We start from the raw sequence: 21418 nt of genomic DNA, 5'->3' as shown, positions 1-21418 counted from the left end.
GGGGACCTTCCCATGTCCCGGGCGCGCGTGAGCCTCCCCGCCCACCGGCCGTCCCGCTGCGCTCCTGCACACGACAGGAGTCCGCATCCAGCGTTGATTTGGGAGAAGGCGCACCCTAATTAGCCGAGGGCCCCACACGGGCCCCCGAATGGATACCTCCCTCTCCCCGAAGTCCGACGGCACGTCCTGGCCCGGCGGCGCTCCCCCCTCCTCCGGCGATGCCTTCGCCCGACTGCTGGCCTCCCTGCGCGCGGGACACCGCGCGCGGACACAGGGGGTGAAGGGCGCGGCGCGTGGCCACCTGCTCGCCCGCCTGCACCGGGAGCTGCGCGCGCCCCTGGTGTGCGTGGCCGTGGATGAAGAGGCGGCGGACGCGCTCGCGCACGACCTGGCCTTCTTCCTGGGAGGCACCGGCAGCCTGCTGGAGCCTCGCGTGCTGCGCCTGCCCGCGGACGAGGTGCTTCCGTACGACGAGCTGTCACCGGAGCCCGGCCCCATCACAGAGCGGCTGGGCGCGCTGTTCCACCTGGCGCGCGGCACGCCGTTCCCGGCCCTGGTGCTGTCCCTGCGCGCCCTGCACCGCCGCGTGCTGCCGCTGGCGGTGATGGAGGGGCTGGCCCAGCGCGTGGAGGTGGGCCAGGACTTCGACCGCGACTCGCTGGCGCGGAAGCTGGCGCTGATGGGCTACCAGAACAGCCCGCTGGTGGAGGACAAGGGCACCTTCAGCGTGCGCGGCGGCCTGCTGGACGTCTTCAGCCCCCTGTACGAGCGGCCGGTGCGCCTGGAGTTCTTCGGGGACACCATCGAGTCCATCCGCGTCTTCGACCCGGAGACGCAGCGCACGGTGGACGCGCTCAAGGCCGTGGACCTGGTGCCCTCGCGCGAGCTGCTGCTCACCGACGACACGCGCCCTCGCGCCGAGGCCGCTGCCCGCGCGGTGGCGGACCGCATCAACCTGCCCACCATCAAGCTGCGCGAGCGGCTGGACGCGCTGCGCGAAGGGCTGCCCGGCTTCGGGCTGGAGGGCCTGCTGCCCGGCTTCTTCGAGGGCGGGCTGGCCTCCGTGTTCGACTACCTGAACGCCTGGACGAAGGAGCCCGTCGTCTACCTGGACGACCCGGTGGGGCTGGACCGCGCCCAGGAGGAGCTCCAGGCGGAGCTGGCGAAGGGCGTGGAGGAGGCGGACGCGCGCCAGGACCTCACCTATCCACCGGAGCACCACTTCCTCACGCGCGACGGCGTGGCCGCGGGCCTCAAGGCCCTGCGCGTGGTGGAGGGCGGTGGCCTGTCACTCACGCAGTCCGAAGTGCCCGTGGCCTTCACCTTCGGCACGACGCAGGACCTGCGCGAGGCCATCCTCGCGCACCACGGCGAGGAGGGCGCGCTCACCCCGCTGGTGGAGCGGCTCCAGCGCTGGCGCGACACCGGCGTCGCGTGCGCGGTGGCGTGCGGCACGCTGAGCCAGGCGGACCGGCTCAAGCGGCTGCTGCTGGACCGCTCCGTGATGGTGAAGGTGCACACGGAGCCCATGCAGGATCCGGCGAAGCTCTATGAGCCGGCGGTGTGGGCGCACCTGTTCACCGGCGAGGTGAGCCAGGGCTTCATCGACCCTGAAGGCCGGCTGGCGGTGCTCGCGGACGAGGAGATCTTCGGCGTCCGCTCCCGCCGCCGCGTCAAGCGCAGCAAGAAGCTGGATGCGTTCGCCGCGGGCTTCAAGGACCTGAAGGAAGGCGACCTCATCGTCCACACCGACTTCGGCATCGGGCGCTACGCGGGCCTGACGAAGATGGAGGTGCAGGGCGTGCCGGGGGACTTCCTCGTCCTGGAGTACGCGGGGCGGGACAAGATCTACCTGCCGGTGGGCCGCATGCGGCTCATCCAGAAGTTCACCGGCGGAGACCCGGAGAAGGTCCAGCTGGACAAGCTGGGCACGACGAGCTGGGAGAAGACGAAGAAGCGCGTCAAGGAGCAGCTGCTCAAGATGGCGGCGGAGCTGTTGCAGATGGCCGCCGCGCGCAAGGCCCACCCGGGCTACGCGTTCGCCGCGCCGGACCGCTACTTCGCCCAGTTCGAGGCGGACTTCGAGTTCGAGGAGACGCCGGACCAGGCGAAGGCCATCGAGGACGTGCTCGCGGACATGCAGAAGCCGCAGCCCATGGACCGGCTCGTCTGCGGCGACGTGGGCTACGGCAAGACGGAGGTGGCGATGCGCGCCGCCTTCAAGGCCACGCTGGACCGCAAGCAGGTGGCGGTGCTGGTGCCCACCACGGTGCTGGCGCAGCAGCACTTCCACTCGTTCAAGAAGCGCTTCAAGGACTACCCCGTCACGGTGGAGGTGATTTCCGGCATCCGCAAGCCGCCGGAGATCCGCGACATCCTCCGCCGCGCCAAGGAGGGCAAGGTCGACATCGTCATCGGCACGCACAAGCTCCTGGCCGGTGAGGTGGCCTTCAAGGACCTGGGGCTTTTGGTGGTGGACGAGGAGCAGCGCTTCGGCGTGAAGCAGAAGGAGGCGCTCAAGCGGCTGCGCACGCAGGTGGACGTGCTGACGCTGACGGCGACGCCCATCCCCCGCACGCTGCACATGAGCATGTCCGGTGTGCGCGACATGAGCATCATCGCCACGCCGCCGCAGGACCGCCGGGCCATCCGCACCTTCGTGATGAAGTACGACGACGCCGTCATCAAGGAGGCCGTGGAGCGCGAAATCGCGCGCGGTGGACAGGTCTTCTTCGTGCACAACCGCGTGGAGTCCCTGCCGTCCATGGAGCAGGAGCTGAGGAAGCTCCTGCCGAACGTCTCCATTGGCGTGGCGCACGGCCAGATGGGCGAAGGGCAGTTGGAGAAGGTGATGCTCCAGTTCACGGAGCACAAGTTCCAGGTGCTGCTGTGCACCAGCATCATCGAGAGCGGCATCGACATCTCCAGCGCCAACACGATGATCGTCAACCGCGCGGACCAGTTCGGTCTGGCGCAGCTCTACCAGCTGCGTGGCCGCGTGGGCCGCAGCAAGGAGCGCGCGTATGCGTACCTGCTGGTGCCCACCCGCCGTCCGGTGACGAAGGACGCGCAGCGCCGGCTGGAGGTGCTCCAGAACTTCACGGAGCTGGGGGCGGGCTTCTCCATCGCCAGCCACGACCTGGAGATCCGCGGCGCGGGCAACCTCCTGGGCGAGAAGCAGTCCGGCGCCATCGCGGAGATTGGCTTCGACCTGTACGCGCAGCTGATGGAGGAGGCGGTGGCGGAGCTGCAGGGCCAGCCGCCGAAGGTGCACGTGGAGCCGGACATCAACCTGCCCATGCCGGCGCTCATCCCCGACGACTACGTGGCGGACGTGCACCAGCGGCTGGTGTTCTACAAGCGCTTCAGCCAGGCCAGCCACCCGGACGAGGTGACGGACCTGCGCGCGGAGCTGGTGGACCGCTACGGCGAGGCGCCCGACGAGGTGGACGCCCTCTCCGAAGTGACGCTCCTCAAGATCGACATGCGCGAGCTGCGGCTGCGCGCGCTGGAGGCGGGCCCGGGCCGGCTGTCGCTGGCGCTGGGCGGCGACGCGCTGCTGGACGGCGCGAAGGTGGCGGGGCTGGTGCAGCGCTCCAAGGGCTTCTACCGGCTGACGCCGGACATGAAGCTCATCGCGCGCGTGCCTCCGGAGGTGAAGGGACACGCGCTGCTCGCGGAGGCGCACAAGCTGCTGCGCGACGTGGGCACCTGCGCCCTGCCCCGGCACTGACGCACGTCCGGGGACTTCAGGTAGGCTGCGGCGGCTCATGGCCATTGAGAAGGCGCTGTTGCTCATCGCGGACATCGGTGGCTACACCCGCTTCATGCGGCAGCACCGCTTCGGGCTGGCGCACGCGCAGGACACGGTGGCGCGGCTGCTGGAGGCCGTCATCGACGCGTCCGGCCGGTTCAAGCTGGCGAAGCTCGAAGGGGACGCGGCCTTCTTCTACGCCGTGGGCGAGGACGCCGCGCCCGTGGCGAATCAGGTCGCGGCCATCCGCCGGGCCTTCCTGGAGCGCCGGGAGCAGCTCGCGCTGGACCGGATGTGCTCGTGCGACGGGTGCACGCAGGTGGGCGGCCTGACGCTCAAGTTCGTGGCCCACGCCGGCGAGGTGGCCTTCCAGAAGGTGAAGCACCTCACGGAGCTGGCGGGGGTGGACGTCATCCTCGTGCACCGGATGCTGAAGAACGACGTGCCCGTGCGCGAGTACGTCCTGATGACGGACGCGGTGCACCAGCGGCTGGAGCCGGAGCTGCGCCAGCTCAGCCAGGGGCTGGAGCACGACTTCGAGGGCATGGGCCGCACGCCGACCCACTACATCGACCTGGGCGCGCTGGTGACGAGCGTGCCCGCGCCGCGACCCAGCCTGCTGCGCAAGCTGTGGCACAAGCTGACGATGGAGCTGCGCTCGCTGAAGTACGTGCTCGGCTTCCAGGAGGCGTGCCAGGGCTTCCGCAACGTCGAGGTCGTCGACGCTGCTTCAGAGAAGCCCTGAAGCGCGTGGGCCGTCAGCCGCCCGTGCAGAAGCGGGCCACGGCCTGCGTGAGGGCGGCCTCGCAGCGGACCAGGTCCTCCATGGGGACGAACTCGCCCGTCTGGTGCGCGACGCGGATGTCGCCGGGGCCGAACACCACGGCCTCCGCGCCCAGCTCCGTGAGCTGCGGGGCCTCCGTGCCGAAGGACACCGTTTCGGACGCGTTGCCACTGACCTGCTCCAGGAAGCGCACCACGTCCGCGTCGCCGCGCGTGTGGACGCCCCGGTCCATGCGCAGCACCTTGATGCGCGCCTCGTAGGCGGGCTCGTCGCGCGTGAGTTCCTGGCGGATGTGCTCCATCAGCTCGGGGACGCGCTCGGCGGCCTGGCCGGGGATGGGGCGCCATTCCACGGTGAAGCGGCAGGAGCCGGGCAGGACGTTCTTCGCCTTGCCGCCCTGGATGAGGCCCACGTTCACCGTGGTGAAGGGCGGTTGGAAGCCCTCGTCGCGGTCCTCGCGCAGGACGGTGTTCGCCAGCGTCTCCAGCTTCTGGAGGAAGCGGCCGGCGCGGAAGATGGCGGACGCGCCCAGCTCCGGGTACGCGCTGTGGCCTTCCTTGCCCAGCACCTCCACCTCCGCCAGGCAGTAGCCCTTGTTGGCGCGCACGGGGATGAGGCGCGTGGGCTCGCCGACGATGGCGTGCCTCGCGCGGCCCAGGCCCGCCGACACCAGCTTCTTGGCGCCCACGAGGCCCACCTCTTCATCCGCGGTGAGGATGACGAGCAGGGGCGCGTCCAGCTTCGGCAGGTCCTTGCGGGTGGCGGTGTGCAGCGCGCACGCGATGAAGCCCTTGGTGTCACAGGCGCCGCGGCCATAGAGCTTGCCGTCGCGCTCGGTGAGGCGCAGCGCGTCCGTCCAGGCGGCGTCGTAGGGCACGCAGTCGGAGTGGCCCACCAGGGCCAGCGCGGCGCGGTCAGCGTCGCCCTTCCGGGCGATGAGGTTGACCTTCGCCACGCCCGCGTCGTCGGTGTAGTGCTGGCGCTCGGCGGTGAAGCCCGCGGCCTCCAGGCGCGCCTGGGCGTAGTCGATGAGGGGCGCGTTGGGGCGCGAGGACGTGGTGTCCAGCGCCACCAGTTCCGCCAGGGTGGCCCGCAGCGCGGGCAGCGTGTCGCTCATGGGACGGCCTCCAGTCAGGCCACCTCCATGCCACCGCCCGCGCCGCGACGCCAGTGTGGCCGTGCCCTCAGCGTCGCGCGGAGGCCTCTTCGGACGACAGACTCGACGCAGGCTCCTGCGCGGGCGCCGCGTCTGGGTTCCCCAGGCCCTTCTGGATGGCGGGTTCGGACGCCGTCACGTGGCCCACGTAGAAGACCCCGTGGTAACCGTCCGGATTGGTCGAGCCCCAGGTGTGCATGAAGAAGCGGTCTCCGTTGTCCTTGCCCTTCGCTTCCTTCACGCCGCAGTCCAGCTTGCTGGTTTGCGTGTTCGCCGCGCAGATCCACGCGGTGCCGCTGTCGTAGGCCATGTCCAACGCTGCGACGTCGTCGAGCTGGTCCTTCAGCAGGTAGCCCATGGGCTTGTACTGCTTGTCCCACGGCAGCCCTTTCACTGTGCGCGAGTGGATGTTGCCGCTCACCACCAGATGGAAGCGCCGCGGTGTCGCCTTCACCTGCTCGAGCACCGTCTTCGTCAGCGCGTCCTCGCGCGACTGGCCGGCGAGCTTCGGGTGGTCATAGACGAACACCGCCACGTCCAGGCCCTGTGCGCGCAGCTGGCGCAGCTGCTCCAGCATGTTCGCCACGGCTTCGCTGCCTCGGCCGTCCGGATACGGGCTGCGCCAGAACGGGGCTTCCATCAGCTTGAGCCAGTCCACCTCTCCGCCCGGACTCTGGAGGAAGGCGTGGATGCGCTCCTCGTTCTCCACCGGCAGCTCCAGCCCCACCGTCACCGGCATGCCGGCCGTGACGAGCTGGCACACCGACTGCGCGATGAAGCGCGGCACCTCCTGCGTGCCGTGCAGTTCCCCCAGCAGCAGCACCCCGCCCTCCTTCGCCACCTTCTTCAGGCCGAGGATGGACTGGCCGCACTCGGTGAACGTCGCCGCGGCCTTCGCCACCGGCTGCGCCTCGCTCGCCGGCTGCTTCTTCGCCAGCTTGGGCATGATGCCCCAGAACACGCGCCACTCCATGGTCAGGTCGCGCGTGCCCTGCCCCGACTCCATGTAGAAGGCATTCTCTCCCACCGGGAAGGCCAGCCGGTCCCCGTCGTCCTCAGCGCTCAGGCTGAGCCCGTCCCCGCCTCCAAGCGCCCGGGAGACTCCCCAGTCCAACTCCTTGCCAGGCTGCGACAGCGTCTTGTTCACCGACTTGGTGATGCGAGTAATCCAGAGCTTGCTCCGGGTCGGCGTCTCCCGCTTGCCCATGACCATGTAGCGGTGCCAGTAGCCAGCGACCTTCGAGCCACCGAACTCCTGCTTCCACTCGGTCTCCAACACCATGCTGCCCCGGTCTTCCCGGTAGGGCAGATGCGCCTCGGTGAAGTATTCACGGACCGACGGCCACATCTCCTCCAGGGGCACGTCGTAGATGGCCTCGTAGTCCGGCGTCTCCAGGTCCTGCCGCCCGGCGCAGCCCACCGCCAGGAGCAACGCCAGCCATCCCATCTTCAGCTTCGTGCGCATTCGCTGTATCTCCATCACATTCCCTGACGTGATGGACAACGCTGCGCACGGAATGGATATATCGCGTCCCCACAAAAGCCAGAGGCCGCGCGGGGCACCGTCTCCGGTGACTCGCACGGCCCCTGTCGTCCCCCTGGGTGTTGATTACGGAGCGGACGCAGGCTCCTGCGCGGGCGCCGCGTCTGGGTTCCCCAGGCCCTTCTGGATGGCGGGTTCGGACGCCGTCACGTGGCCCACGTAGAAGACCCCGTGGTAGCCGTCCGGATTGGTCGAGCCCCAGGTGTGCACGAAGAAGCGGTCTCCGTTGTCCTTGCCCTTCGCTTCCTTCACGCCGCAGTCCAGCTTGCGTCCCTGTTGATCCGCCGCGCAGATCCACGCGGTGCCGCTGTCGTAGGCCATGTCCAGCGCGGTGACGTCCTTGAGTTGGTCCTTCAGCAGGTAGCCCATGGGCTTGTACTGCTTGTCCCACGGCAATCCCTTCGCCGTACGCGGATGGACGTTGCCGCTCACCACCAGGTGGAAGCGCCGCGGTGTCGCCTTCACCTGCTCGAGCACTGTCTTCGTCAGTGCGTCCTCGCGCGGCTGGCCGGCGAGCTTCGGATGGTCATAGACGAACACCGCCACGTCCAGGCCCTGTGCGCGCAGCTGGCGCAGCTGCTCCAGCATGTTCGCCACGGCTTCACTGCCTCGGCCGTCCGGATACGGGCTGCGCCAGAACGGGGCTTCCATCAGCTTGAGCCAGTCCACCTCTCCGCCCGGGCTCTGGAGGAAGGCGTGGATGCGCTCCTCGTTCTCCACCGGCAGCTCCAGCCCCACCGTCACCGGCATACCGGCCGTGACGAGCTGGCACACCGACTGCGCGATGAAGCGCGGCACCTCCTGCGTGCCGTGCAGTTCCCCCAGCAGCAGCACCCCGCCCTCCTTCGCCACCTTCTTCAGGCCGAGGATGGACTGGCCGCACTCGGTGAACACCGGCGCTTCCTCCGCGCCCGGCGCCTTCGCCACCGGCTGCCTCGCGCTCACCGGCTGCTTCTTCGTCAGCTTGGGCATGATGCCCCGGAACACGCGCCACTCCATGGTCAGGTCGCGTGTGCCCTGGCCGGAGTCCACGTAGAAGGCGTTCTCTCCCACGGGGAAGGCCAGCCGGTCCTGATCGTCCTCGATGGAGACGCCGTAGGCGCCGCTCGCGGTCGAGGACGGATCCCCCGGCGCCCCCGTGTCGCGGTCCCCGAGCGCTCCGCCGAGCCCACGCCCCACGCCCCAGTCCAGCTCGCGCCCCGGCAGGGCCAGCGCCTTGTTCACCGTCTTGGTGATGCGGATGATCAACAGCTTGCTCTTGGTCGGCGTCTCGCGCCTGCCGACGACCATGTAGCGGTGCCAGTAGCCGGCGATCTTCGAGCCGCCGAACTCCTGCTTCCACTCGGTCTCCAGCACCAGGCTGCCCCGGTCCTCGCGGTAGGGCAGATGCGCGTCCGTGAAGTACTCACGGACCGACGGCCACATCTCCTCCAGGGGCACGTCGTAGATGGCCTCGTAGTCCGGCGTCTCCAGGTCCTGCCGCCCGGCGCAAGCGCCCAGGGCCAACCCCATCATCAGCAGCAGCGACAGCCCGATTCCAGAACGCATCCGCGACCTCCCACACCGCCAACGACCAGGCGGCCCCTGCATATCGAACCGCGTCCCAGACCTACGGGTAGAGGCGCCGGGCGAGCTGCTGGAAGGCCCGGCCGCTCTCCTCCGTCAGCGGATGGCGGCCGTCCCGGACCACGAGCCGGCCCGCCACCGCGACGTCGCGAACCGCCCCACCCGCCGCCCCGAAGACGATGCCCGGCAGGAGCGACGTGGGCCCCGCGCCCACCAGCGACGGATGGTTCACATCCACCGTGAAGAAGTCCGCGGACGCGCCCGGCGCCAGCGTGCCCGTGCCCATCCCCAGACTCCGTGCGCCCTGCACCGTGGCCATGTCGAAGAGCCGCGCCGCCAGTCCGTCCAGCGTCCCCGTCCCCGGGTCCAGCACCGCGCGGCGCAGCCGCACCAGCCGCAGGTGCTGCTCCAGCTGACGCGCCTCGTCCAGCAGGTCCACCACCGTCTGGCTGTCCGAGCCGAAGCTCACGCTCGCTCCGGCCTTCACCAGCGCGTCCGCCGGAACGATGCCGTCCCCCAGGTTGCGCTCCGTGGACGGGCACGCGCACACCGTGGCCTCCGCGCGGCCGAGCAGCGCCACCTCGTTCTCCGACAGATGCACGCCGTGCACGGCCGTGAAGCGCGGCCCCAGGAGGCCCACGTCCGACACCAGCTCCACCGGACGGCAGCCGTGCTCCGCGAGGCACGCCTCAATCTCCTTCGGCTGCTCCGCCACGTGCATGTGGATGGGCATGCTGGCAGGCGCGGCGCGAGCCACCTGCGTCAGCCAGTCCCGCGACACCGCGCGAATGCTGTGCGGCGCGAACCCGACGTTCACCCGCGGGTCGCCGCGCACCGCGTGGGCCAGCGCCTGCGTGGTGGACAAGAACGCGTCCACGTCCGCGTCGATGAAGCGGCGCTGGCGCGGGTTCGGGGGCACGTTGAAGCCCGCGCGCGCGTAGCCCACCCGCAGCAGGCAGATGCGCAGGCCCACGTCCGTGGCCGCGCGGATGACCGCGTGCGCCAGCGCGTTGCGGTCCGCGTAGGGCGTCCCGTCCGGCTGGTGGTGCAGGTAGTGGAACTCGCCCACCGTGGTGATGCCCGCGAGCACCATCTCCAGGAACACCTGGCGCGAGGCGACGTGGATCTCCTCCGGCGTGAGCGCCTCCGCGGCGCGGTACATCGCCTCGCGCCAGGACCAGAAGTCGTCCTGTCCGCCGGCGGTGGCCACGTACTCGGTGCGCCCGCGGATGAGCCGCTGGAACGCGTGCGAGTGGCCGTTGACCAGTCCCGGCAGCAGCGCCCGCCCCGCGAGCCGCTCCACGCGCGCGCCCTCGGGTACCTTGGCGAGGATCCGGCCATCCGCGCCCACCGCCAGCGCACGGCCTTCGTGGAAACGCCCTTCCACGAAGAGCAAGTCGGGTTGGTAGACAGTGATGTCGCTCACGCGCGGCAGCGTATGCCAGTTCCCCGCGACGCGCGGTAGCGGCTTCAGGCGCCCATTTCGGCGGTGTCCAGGAAGGAGGGAATCCGGCGCTCCGCCCAGGGACGGGTGCGCACCGCGTCGCGGATCCAGGTCCCGTGGCGCCGCTCGTCCTCGCGGTGCCGGCGGATGAGGGCCTTCACCTCCGGAGACCACTCGAACTGGAGCGCCAGCTCATAGGCCCGGTCGAACAGCTCCTCGTTGCCGAGCATGGCCCACAGCGTCGCCTCCGTCCCCATCAGCCCCGTCATCGCCGTCAGGCCCTTCATCGCCGAGCCCTTCAGGTCCGGGCGCAGCGTCACCGGCTCCGCCCCGAAGTGCAGGATGAGCGCGTTGAGGTCCTGCACGTGACGCAGGTGGTCCGCACGGAAGCTGTTGAGGCGCTCGCGCACCAGCGCGGGGCCGATACGGGCAATGGCCACGTCGTACGCGCCCACGGCGTCGGCATCGAGCTGCGCCAGGCTGTGCAGGCGCGCCACTTCGGATTTGTCAGCCATGGGTGCCTCCTCCAACCGGGTGTGATGACTGCTTGGGCCCGAACAATGTGGGAATTCATCCCCCCGGAACCAACGGCCCTTCCCAGCACCCATCCCTCCTCCGCACCCGGGGCAGGCGGACGGACGGGGCCTCCGTCGCGGCGTGTGGCCGGAAAATCCGGTGCCGGGTCCGCGCGGAGCGCCTGCTCTCCCGCCTGCCCACCAACCGATGGGAGGAATTGCGCGCCCGCCCTCCTGTGCAGAGCGTTGGAGGGTGAAGACCTCCGACACGCAGAGGCGGCTGCGCCGCTACCGGACGAAGCGCGACTTCCAGCTCACCCCGGAGCCCTCTCCAGACAGGGTGGCGCCAAGGTCGGAGGCCCCCCTCTTCGTCATCCACAAGCACGACGCCACGCGGTTGCACTACGACCTGCGGCTGGAGATAGGCGGCGTCCTGGTGAGCTGGGCCATCCCCAAGGGTCCCAGCCACGACCCTTCCGTGAAGCGGCTCGCGGTCCAGACGGAGGACCACCCACGCTCCTACGCGGACTTCGAGGGCCACATCCCGGACGAGCAGTACGGCGGCGGGGATTCACTGCTGTGGGAGTCCGGCACCTTCGAGGTCGTGCCTCCCGGCGACGCTGAAGCCCAGCTGAAGCGCGGGCACCTGGAGGTCGTGCTGCACGGCGCGAAGCTCCAGGGGCGCTGGCACCTCATCCGCACCCGTCCGCGCGGCGGCAAGGCGCAGTGGCTCTTCTTCAAGGCGAAGGACGAGTACGCCCGGGCCAGCTACGACGTCACCGTGGAGCGCCCCGAGTCCGTGAAGAGCGGGCAGGTGGAGACGCATGGGCCCCACAAGCCCGGGGTGCTGCGCAACAAGAAGCCCGCGGCGCCCGTGCGCACGGTCCCCGGGCCCCGCCTGCGCAAGAGCGTGCGCAAGCCCGCGAAGGCGGCCCGTCCACCGGCCACGCCGGAGAAGCTGCTGGAGCGCGTGTGGCCCCCCATGCTGGCGCGGCTGGCGGTGTCCGACGAGGTGCATGACGAAACGCACGCCTACGAGGTGAAGTACGACGGCTTCCGCGCGGTGTGCGCCATCACGCACGGGAAGCTCGCCTTCCAGAGCCGCCGGGGCAATGACCTGTCGGGCCGCTTCGCCCGGCTCTCCGCCGCGCTGCGCGAGCTGCCCGTGAAGGACGTCGTCGTGGATGGGGAGATTGTCGCGCTCGACGCGAAGGGCCGCTCGCGCTTCCAGATCCTCCAGAACACGGAGGAGGGCGCGGAGCAGCGCTTCATCGCCTTCGACCTGCTGTGGCTGGACGGCGAGGACCTGCGCGAGCGTCCCTACACGGAGCGCCGCGCGCGCTTGGAGCAGTTGATGGCCGGGGCTCGGCTGCCCCTCCAGCTCTCCGAGAAGGTGGACCTGCCGCTGTCGCGCGCCCTGCTGGAGGCGCGGCGCAAGGGATGGGAGGGGCTCATCGCGAAGCGCAAGGACTCGCCGTACACGGGCACGCGCTCCGGGGACTGGCTGAAGCTGAAGGTGGTCGCGGGCCAGGAGGTCGTCATCCTGGGCTACCTGCCCATCAAGAACGAGAAGGCGAAGTCGGAGATTGGCGCGCTGCGCGTGGGCGTGCGCGGCAGGGACGGCTTCCACGACGTGGGCAAGGTGGGCACGGGCTACACGTCGAAGGACCGCCGCGAGCTGCGCTGGCTGCTGGATGCCACTCGCACGAAGGAGCCCGCCGCCGTGGACGCGCCCACGAACACGGACACCGTCTGGGTGAAGCCGAAGTACGTGGCCCAGGTGAACTTCACCGAGTGGACGAAGGATGGCCGCCTGCGCCACCCCGTGTTCCAGGGCCTGCGCAGCGACAAGGTCCCGCAGGAGGTCGTGCGCGAACACCCCGCCCCCATCGAGGGCGCCGCGCGCCGGGGCTCACGCCGCGCGCCGGTGCAGGCCTCCGCGCGCACCGCGGCCCGGAAGGCGCCCGCCGCGAAGACGGCGACGCGTGGAAGGTCCTCCCGCGCGCCGGCAGTGGAGCTCACGCACGGCGACCGCGTCCTGTTCCCGGAGTCCGGGCTGACGAAGGCGGACGTGTTCGCGTACTACGAGCAGGTGGCGCCGCTGCTGGTGCCCGTGCTCGAGGACCGCCCCCTGGCCCACCAGCAGTGGCCCGCGGGCATCCAGGCCCCTGGCTTCTTCCGGCACGAGCTGTCCGGCATCCCGTCGTGGATGCCCACGCTGCGCGTGCGCCACGAGGACAAGACGCTGCGCCACGTGAACGTGAAGAACGCGTCCGCGCTCCTGTGGCTCGCCAACCAGTCCGCGCTCACGCTGCACATGTGGCTGTCCCACGCGCCCCGGCTGGCGCAGCCGGACTTCGTGGTGTTCGACCTGGACCCCGGTGAGGGCGGCTGGAAGGACGTGGTGAAGGTGGCCACCCTGCTGCACGCGCGCCTGGACGAGCTGGGGCTCAAGGCCTTCCCGAAGACGTCCGGCAAGCGGGGCCTGCACGTGCTGGTGCCGCTGGCTCCGGGCCACACGTACGCGCGCACGCAGGCCTTCGCGGACGCGCGGGCGCGCGAGCTGGCGGAGGAGCTGGGCGACATCGCCACCACGGAGCGCTCCATCCGCGAGCGCGGCGGGCGGCTCTACATCGACGCGGGGCAGAACGCGCGCGGCAAGACGGTGGTGGCGCCCTATTCCCTGCGCGCCGTGGAGGGCGCGCCCTTCTCCGCGCCGCTCGAGTGGAGCGAGGTGAACGGCCGCCTGGACCCGTACCGCTTCCGCCTGAAGACTCTGAAGAAGCGCCTGGACGCCGTGGGGGACCTGTTCGCCCCCGTGCGCCGGGTCAAGCAGGTGCTGCCAGACGGGTGAGCAGGCGGCTGACACGGCCCGCACTGAACGGCTGTTTCCCAGAAGGGCGGCGCGTGCTAGTGCCCGCGCCGTTATGTCGTCCGTGCTCGTCGTGACCCCGGCCGTGAAGTCCGCGCCGCGGTGGAAGGTGTCCCTGGCCTACGCCACCTGCTTCCTCCTCTGGGGCTCCACGTGGGCCGCCGTGAAGGTGGGGCTGGAGGACCTGCCGCCCCTGCGCTTCGTGGGCACGCGCATGCTGGTGGCCGGGCTGGCGTTGCTGCCCTTCGCGCGCTCGCGCGGGACGGCGCTGGGGGGTGGCACCGGGTGGCGCATCGCGGGGCTGGGCGTGCTCCAGTTGGCGGTGCCCTTCGGGATGCTCTTCGTGGCGCAGCAGTGGATCCCATCCAGCTGGTCCGCGCTCCTCTTCTCCACCTTCCCCGTGTGGCTGCTGCTGGTGGGCCGCATCGTCTTTCCGGAGCAGCTCCTCACCCCGCGCAAGCTCCTGGCCGCGGGGCTGGGCCTGGCGGGCGTGGTGGCGCTCCAGCACCGGGAGCTGGTGTCGCTCAGCTTCTCCGGGCAGGTGGTGCTGGGCTGCGCGATGACGCTGTTCGCGGCGTCGGTGGTGGCGGTGGCCAACGTGCTGGTGCGCCGGCACATGACGCACGTGCCGCCGCACCTGCTCGTGCTGGTGCAGTCGATGAGCAGCTCGGTGCTGCTCCTGTCCGCGTCCGCGTTGCTGGAGTGGAACCAGCCGGCGCACTGGACCCTGAAGGCGGTGGGCGCGTTGCTGTACCTGGCGCTGGGCGGGACGGTGCTCACCTACCAGTGCCTGTACTGGCTGCTGCCGCGCATCTCGCTGGCGGCGCTGGGCGCCATGGCGCTGCTGGACACGCTGGTGGCGGTGACGCTGGGCGTGGCCTTCCTGGGTGAGCCGCTCACGCCGTCCCTGATGACGGGCGGCGTGCTCATCCTCACGGCGGCGGCGCTCGCCAACCGCGACGAGGCTCCGGAGGTGAAGGCACCTCCAGAGGCCCCTCCCGCGGCGTGACTCAGAACGGCAGGGGCAGCGCGTACGCCGTGCCGTTCTGCGTGCCGGTGCGGTAGCTCCTCGGCGCGCCAATGATGACCGACGGCGGCGAGCCTCCGGAGCCGGGGGTGACGGCGATGGACTGGCCCAGGAAGGAGCGCTCGGCGCCGTCGCCCACCACCAGCAGGAAGGGAGACAGCGCACCGGTGGACTTCGCGCCACCGGCGAAGAGGAACGCCGCGCCGTCACCGTCCGAGGCCACCGACGCGTTGGGCGCGCCCACCCACAGGTCCGGCACGCCGTCGCCGGTGAGGTCCCTGCCGCCCGACAGCGACGTGCCGAAGCTCACCGCGCGGGCGCGGTAGGTGAGGTTCAGCGGCGCCAGGTTGACCAGGTCCAGCACCGTCTCACCGGAGGCCGGAGGGGTGAGCTTGGAGGTCTGGATGAGCAGCACCGCCTGCTGGCTCACGCCGTCCACCAGGTAGTTGTTGGCGCTGACCGCGAGGTAGTCCGCCCCGGAGGTCCCCAGGAACTTCCCCGCGCGCGTGGTGGCCACGCCCAGGTTCATCAGCGAGCGTCCCACCTCCGCATCCGCGGCGATGCGCACGGTGGAGCCGACCGTACGGCCAGCGCACCTCGTGCCGCCCGTGTCGAAGCCGTAGGCGATCACGATGCCCGAGTGCGCGCTGTCCGAGTAGCGCCACGCCACCTCGTCGCAGCCGTCCCCGTTGAGGTCTCCCACCGAAGCGATGGCGGAGGTCGTCGGCAGCGAGGTGGTGTTCCACTGCGTGGGCGGCCAGACGATGGGGATGGCGGGCCAGGACCAGGCCGGGTCGCACGCCAGCGTCATCTTCGCGAGCGACGTGTCCTCGGGCGCGCGGCCCAGGAAGACGTCCATGCCGCGGTCGCGCAGCACGGCCACGTCCTGCTTGCCGTCGCCGTTGAAGTCGAAGCCGCCCACCACCCCCCGGCCAATGGTGGTGCGCTTGCACTTCGTGGCCGCCGGGTCGTCGCAGGTGGCGACCACGGACGGCGCGAACACGCGGTAGGCCGGCTTGAAGGTGCCGTCCGCCTGGCCCAGCGACACCAGCAGTCCGCCCAGCGACTGCGTGGCCGTCGTCATGCAGGCGTTCTGCACGTAGGGGTCCCGCTCCGTGGCGGCGGAGTTCGTGGCGGGGATGACGAGCGCCGTGGCGCCGGCCACCATGTCCGGCCGGCCGTCGCCGTTGAAGTCCGTGAACGCCACGTCCACGCCCACGTTGCGGCCGCCGTACCACGGGGAGCTGGCGCCCTCTCCGGACACGATGGCCTTGCCCGGCTCCGCGGTGTCGAAGGTGTACGCGCGGCCCACGGTCATGTCCGCGCCGTCGTTGTTGGGGCCCGGGCCGGAGAAGCCCGGCGAGCCCACCAGCGCCATCACCTTGCCGTTGAGGCGCGTCACCGCCACGGCCTCGCCGAAGCGCTCCACGCTGGCCTTCGCCGTCACGTCCATGCCGCTGCGCGACCACTCCGCGATGGAGGCACCGGCCCTGTTGAAGACATCCACACGCCCGACGAAGGCGCCCGCCGCGGAGGTCGCGCGCCCGGAGAAGCCCGCCAGCACCGGGCCGGACGGCAGGTTCCACGTCGCGAGGCCCGCGCCCAGCACCTCCGCCTTCGCCGCGCCGCCCAGCGCCGCGAGCGGCTTGTTCATCACCGTGTCCTTCGACAGGCCGGTGAGCGGATACACCAGCACCTTGCCCGCGTTGCCCAGCGTGGCCGTGCCCGCCGTCACCGACGCGTACGGCGCGCCCAGCAGCAGCTCCGGCCCGGGCGTACCATCCACGTCCATCACCGCCCAGCTGCGCGCCGCGGTGATGCCGCGCGCGTCGCCGTAGAAGCGCGCGAACGCGCTCGTCAGCGGCACCGTCGCGGGCTTCACCTTCGCCGGCTCATCCACCAACGTCGCGCCCCGCAGGTCGAACAGGTACGCGCCGCCCGCGTCCTGCGCCGCCGCCACGCCACCCGACGTGCGCAGGTCCGGCGCGTCCGCCTTGTCCGCCATCACCACGAGGAGCGGAGGCCGGTTGCCCTCGCCGGGGATGGCGCCCAGGCGGAAGGTGCCCTCGTTGGCCAACGTCTCCACGGCGCTGTTGGACACCAGCACGTACTCATCCGGCGCGGGGCGATAGCGCGGCGCCGTGGCGCGCGCGAAGTACACCGCCACGGCCATCTGCTGTCCGTTGATGGTGCCGTCCGCGTTGAAGCGGGTCAGCCGGTTCAGCGCGGCCAGGTCCGGACGGCCGTCGTCGTTGAGGTCCGCCACGACGAGGGCCCGGCCCAGCTCCGTGGTGCTCTTCAGGTCGAACTCGCCCGTGAACTTCAGGTCCTGGCCGCCCAGGCGCACCGCCGGCAGGTCCGGGACGGGCTGTCCCTTGGTGAGGAGGAAGATGTCGATGACGCCGCGACGGCTGATGCCGGGGAGGGTGGACAGGTCCGCGCCGGGCGAGCCCACGAACAGGTCCATGTCGCCATCGCCATCCGCGTCCGCGATGGCCATGCCCGTGCCGAACCCGCCGCGGCCCAGGCCGGTGAGCGCGCCCCGGAGCAGCGTGGGCCCCTGCCCCGCCTTGAACGTGTAGAGGTACACCGCGCCCGAGTCACCGATGGTGACGTCCGCGGCCGGCGAGGACACCGCCAGGTCCGCGATGCCATCGCCGTCCAGGTCGCCCGCGGCCAGCATGTCGCCGAAGAGCGCGCCCTCCGTCTCGCCCGTCAGCACCCAGGTGGGCTTCGTGGGCAGGCCGGACGCGGTGCCCTTGTAGATGAACACCGCGCCGCCCGTGGGGCGCGACAGCTCGCTCTCGCGCTGGCCCACCGCCAGGTCCTGGATGCCGTCGCCGTCGAAGTCCGCCGTCACCAGCGTGGCCGCGTCCGACAGCTTGCCGTGCGGCAGGAGGGGCCGCGTCAGCTCGTCCAGCACGCGCACCATCACCGGGGCGGTATCTCCCGTGAAGGCGTCCTTCGCCTCCAGCACGACCGTGCCCGTCGCGCCCGCCTCCAGCACGATGCGGCCGTTCACCACGGAGCCGGGGCCGGACTTCTTCGTCCACGTCACGGTATCCGAGCCGCCCGCCGCGCTCAGCGGCGCGGAGGAGCCCGACGGCACGCCCAGGTACTGCGGGTCCCCCACCAGCTTCGCGGCCTTGGTCACCGTGTACTGGAGCACCGCCGTGTCACCGGACTTCGTGTCGCGCACGGTGATGACGTCCGGCGCCTCCACCTGCCCCGCCGTGTAGAGGCCCGTGTCGCTGAGCGTGGCGCCGGAGCCATTGGTGGTGAGCGCGAAGGTCGCCGTGCCCACCAGTCCGTCGATGCGGATTTGAAAGGACGTGCCCGGCCTGAGCATCGCGCGCGCGGGCGCCACGCCGAAGCCGGCAATCACCTTCACCCGCACGCTGGTGGAGCCGCCGCACTGCTCGTCCACCACCGTCAGCGTGTCCTCCGCGGGCGTGGAGCCCGCGACGAAGCGGTTGCCGCGCACGTCGCCGGAGGAGCCGCCCGCCTCCACGCGGTAGGAGTAGTGGCCGCTGCCGCCGCGGGCCGTGAGCGTGGCCACGTCCCTGGCGCGCACCGTGGTGGGCTCCGCCGACAGCGTCAGCGGGGCGAGGCCCTCGCAGGGGCCCACGTAGGGAAGCTGCTCGGCGGGCTTGAGCTCACCGTCACAGGCCAGGGACAACAGCGCGGCGAGGGGGGCCGCGCGGAGAAGGCGTTTCATGGAGCTGTCTCGGAAGGGCGCGTGCACGGAAGGGGAAGCCATCGTGGAGAAGGGATGTCAGGGCAGCGCGCCGGAGGACACCCACCGCTGGATGAGGGCGATGCCCTGCTGGTCCAACGGCCCGTCCGCGGGCATGCGCAGGTCGCGCACCGCCGCGTTGATGAGCTGGGCGTTGGACTTCCACAACTCATAGGTGTTCAGCGGCCGGCCGGGGCTGGTGGTGTGGCACTTGGCGCAGCGGGCCTCGTGGATGGGCCGGATGTCGCGCGCCCAGCTGGGGACGGTGGAGATCGGCTGGTAGGTGAAGTGCAACTGCCGGCGCGCCTCCGTGCCGTCCTCGAAGCGGGACACGACGCTCAGCGCGTGCCCGCCCGACGTCAGGGAGGAGAAGGAGAACGCCTTGAGCGTCTCGCCGTCCGCCTCCAGGCCGCCCATGCTGAACGCGGGCCCGGCCGCGGTGATCTCCTGGCCCTCCAACTGGAAGACCACGCTCTTGGGCGGGGTGCCCGGCGGCAGGCGGGCCTGGACCACGAGCCCGTCCTCCACCACCACCATGCCCTGGTGCATGCCCGTCACGCGCGGGGCGGGGGTCTGGCTGATGGCCAGGGCCTGGTCGCCCACGCGCACCCACGCGCAGCCGCTCTCGTCCGCGGCCAGCAGCGTCACCGCGCCGGAGGGCAGCCCCTGCGCGGAGCCCCACACCTTCGCGTCCGCGTCGTAGGTGAAGAGCCGGTCGCCCGCGCGGGCCCAGAGGTAGCGCCCCGAGCCCAGGAGCTGCTCGGGCAGCGCCGGCAGCGACACGGGGGTCCAGCCGTTCTTGTTCCTTTGCAGCAGGCGCGTGCTGGTGAGCACCCAGACCTCGCCCGCCGTGCCCGTGCCCGCGCTCAGCCCCGCGAGCGCCCGCACCGTCTCACCGCTGCCGAACGGCGCATCCGAGCCGCGCACCTGGTAGACGCCCGGCGCGGAGGCCACCACCACGTTGAGCCGGCCCTCGCGAGCGAACCACAGGCCCGCGAGGCCGTCCTCCGCGGGCGCGGCCGTCATGGCGGTGATGCCGGTGAGCGGCTGACCGGACAGCTTCAGCGACGCGAGCGCGCCGCCCTGGATCTGGAACAGCCCCTTGGGGTGGGCAATCCACGCGGCGCCGTCCGCCGTCTGCGCGGTGGCGATGATGCCGGTGCCCAGCACCTCCTGCCAGAGCGGCTCGATGAGCCAGCCCTGGTCCGCCAGGAACAGGCCGCTGTCCGTCTCCACCAGGGCGCTGTGCGGCCCCAGGCGGAAGGTGGCGCGAACGGCGCCCAGCGGCGCCTTGTTCTGCGGGTGGGGGGCGAGCGCGGCCTTGGTGCCGTCCAGGCGCAGGCGCACGGCCTCACCGGTCGCGGTGGCGAAGATGCCGCCGCCGGACTGGTCCGCGAAGCCGGGCGCCGCGGCCAGGGACTGCGCCGTGGAGACCTGCGTGGCCGTGAATGCCGCGGGCTTCGCCGGGTCGCTGCCCGGCGGTGCGTCCTCGCCGCACGCGGAGAACAGCACCGCGGACAACAGCAGGAGCGAGGGGGAGAGGAAACGCGCCACGGTGGGGGAACCGTGGCGCGGCCGGAGACGCGAGAGGGAGGTGCTCATCAAGGTTCAGGCAAGGATGAACCGCAGCGGGTCCACCCGCGTGATGCTGTAGTCCAGCTTCGCCGAGGCCAGCACCGTCGCGATGATGTGCTCGGGGAAGATGTTGGAGCCGTTCGGATCATTGGCGCCCGTGCGCAGGTCCACCGTGCCCGGCGACATGCCGATGTCACCGCTGCGGCCCACCACCAGGTTGTGCTTGATGCCCGCGCCCATCAGCAGGCAGCTGTTGGACAGGTGGTGGTCGCGGCCGCCCGTGGCGTTGATGGTGGGCGTGCGGGCGAACTCGCTGAACACCAGGATGGTGGTGTGGTCCATGAAGTTGCCGCCGCCGGGGTGCGCCGTCTGGCGGAGATCATTCACCAGCAGGTTCAGCGCGTCGAACCCCGCCCGCTGGTTGGTCGCGTGCGTCTGCTGCGTGCCGAAGTGGGTGTCCAGGCCGCCGGCCATGTTGATGGACACGCACTGGCTGATGCCCTTCTTCAGGGCGGTGGCCACCATGGCCGCGCGGCCCGCGGCGCTGTTGTACGGGTAGGACTGGCCGTTGAGGCCGTAGAAGTCGCGCACGGCCTGGTTCGCCGCCAGCTGGAAGCGGAACGAGTCCGACAGCTTGTTCTCCATCACCGACTGCATCTGGCCGCGGCTGCTCTCATAGGCGGTGCCCACGCCCCGCGCGGTGAGCGCCTGCTCCTCGCAGGTGATGGGCATGCCGTTGAGGTCGATGAGGCTCTTCTCGATTTCGCTGTCCAGCTGCCGCGCGGCGGTGGGCGGATCCAGCGTGAGCACCAGGTCCGCCAGGCCGCTCACGCGCAGCGCGTTGGCGTAGCCGCCGTAGCGGTCGTTGTAGGACTCCACGCCCTGGGCGATGGACGGGATGGGCACCGTGGGCTTCATCTGGCCCACGATCTCCGTGGCCGTGGAGGAGCCGCGCGCCGCGCTGCCAATGGGCATCTTCCCGGTGAGGAAGTAGCGGTAGCCCACCTCGTGGGTGAGCGTGCTCATGTTGATGCCGCGCACCACCGTCATCAGGTCGTAGTGGTCCGCCAGCGCGCCCACCGCGGGCCCGAAGGTCATCGTCGGGGCCTCGGCGCCCGCGCGCGTCTTGGGGAGGATGGGCGTCTGCTGGAAGCGCGAGTCCGTGAGCAGGTTGTAGCCCGGCATGATGCGCGTCTCGCTGACGCGGTCGGCGGTGAACACCGCCGGGTCACGCGGGTCGAACGCGAGCAGCTGGTCCCACCCTCCGTTGAAATACACGAAGACGAAGCAGCGGTCGGGAGGGGCCAGGTTCGTCGCCTGGGCCACGGCCTTGAAGGGGATGCCTCCCAGGAGCAGGGAGCCCATGAAGCCGGCTCCGGCCTTGAGGAAGGTGCGGCGCTCGGGGCAGCAGAGGTCGTCTTGGCGCGTCTTCTTCATCGCGGGCAC

At 71.1% G+C, this 21418-nt stretch carries 12 protein-coding genes; 4 read left to right on the top strand and 8 right to left on the bottom strand.

The features are described 5' to 3' along the window. Positions 1-148 precede the first annotated feature (148 nt). Both mfd and KYK13_RS04610 read left to right on the top strand, forming a co-directional pair. Positions 149-3733 (top strand): transcription-repair coupling factor, encoded by a 3585-nt coding sequence (gene mfd, locus KYK13_RS04615; protein WP_223642281.1) that lies wholly within the window; start codon positions 149-151, stop codon positions 3731-3733. 37 nt (positions 3734-3770) lie between these two features. Further along, positions 3771-4499 (top strand): DUF2652 domain-containing protein, encoded by a 729-nt coding sequence (locus KYK13_RS04610; protein WP_223642279.1) that lies wholly within the window; start codon positions 3771-3773, stop codon positions 4497-4499. Between the two features lie 13 nt (positions 4500-4512). Here KYK13_RS04610 and argE read toward each other — a convergent pair whose 3' ends face one another. The 5 genes from argE to KYK13_RS04585 form a co-directional block, all read right to left on the bottom strand. Beyond that, on the bottom strand, positions 4513-5655 hold the full coding sequence (argE, locus tag KYK13_RS04605; protein ID WP_223642277.1) for an acetylornithine deacetylase: 1143 nt from the start codon (positions 5653-5655) through the stop codon (positions 4513-4515). 67 nt (positions 5656-5722) lie between these two features. After that, positions 5723-7159 (bottom strand): hypothetical protein, encoded by a 1437-nt coding sequence (locus KYK13_RS04600; RefSeq protein ID WP_223642276.1) that lies wholly within the window; start codon positions 7157-7159, stop codon positions 5723-5725. A 144-nt stretch (positions 7160-7303) separates the two neighbouring features. Beyond that, the gene (locus tag KYK13_RS04595) at positions 7304-8785 is read right to left on the bottom strand and encodes a hypothetical protein (RefSeq protein WP_223642275.1); all 1482 of its coding nucleotides are present in this window, start codon (positions 8783-8785) and stop codon (positions 7304-7306) included. A gap of 61 nt (positions 8786-8846) precedes the next feature. Continuing rightward, on the bottom strand, positions 8847-10229 hold the full coding sequence (gene hutF, locus KYK13_RS04590; protein WP_223642274.1) for a formimidoylglutamate deiminase: 1383 nt from the start codon (positions 10227-10229) through the stop codon (positions 8847-8849). Between the two features lie 44 nt (positions 10230-10273). Then, positions 10274-10762, bottom strand: a complete 489-nt coding sequence (locus KYK13_RS04585) for a PA2169 family four-helix-bundle protein (protein WP_223642273.1) — start codon at positions 10760-10762, stop codon at positions 10274-10276. Positions 10763-11015: 253 nt separating this feature from the next. Between KYK13_RS04585 and ligD the strand changes: the two genes are divergently transcribed. Further along, positions 11016-13616, top strand: coding sequence for a DNA ligase D (ligD, locus tag KYK13_RS04580; protein ID WP_223642272.1), 2601 nt, complete (start codon positions 11016-11018; stop codon positions 13614-13616). Positions 13617-13689: 73 nt separating this feature from the next. Then, a complete protein-coding gene (locus KYK13_RS04575; RefSeq protein ID WP_223642271.1) occupies positions 13690-14643 on the top strand; it encodes a DMT family transporter in 954 nt (317 codons plus the stop codon). 1 nt (position 14644) lies between these two features. Here the strand turns inward: KYK13_RS04575 and KYK13_RS04570 are convergent, their stop codons facing one another. The 3 genes from KYK13_RS04570 to KYK13_RS04560 are packed head-to-tail and all read right to left on the bottom strand — an operon-like array spanning position 14645 to position 21409. Continuing rightward, positions 14645-18379, bottom strand: a complete 3735-nt coding sequence (locus KYK13_RS04570) for a VCBS repeat-containing protein (protein WP_223642270.1) — start codon at positions 18377-18379, stop codon at positions 14645-14647. 57 nt (positions 18380-18436) lie between these two features. Beyond that, positions 18437-19951 (bottom strand): hypothetical protein, encoded by a 1515-nt coding sequence (locus tag KYK13_RS04565; protein ID WP_223642268.1) that lies wholly within the window; start codon positions 19949-19951, stop codon positions 18437-18439. A 54-nt stretch (positions 19952-20005) separates the two neighbouring features. Then, entirely contained in the window at positions 20006-21409 is a 1404-nt protein-coding gene (locus tag KYK13_RS04560) for a DUF1501 domain-containing protein (RefSeq protein ID WP_223642266.1), read from the bottom strand. Positions 21410-21418 lie beyond the last annotated feature (9 nt).

This window comes from Corallococcus sp. EGB, assembly GCF_019968905.1.
Classification (GTDB): Bacteria; Myxococcota; Myxococcia; order Myxococcales; family Myxococcaceae; genus Corallococcus.
This window is presented reverse-complemented; position numbering and strand designations above follow the sequence as displayed.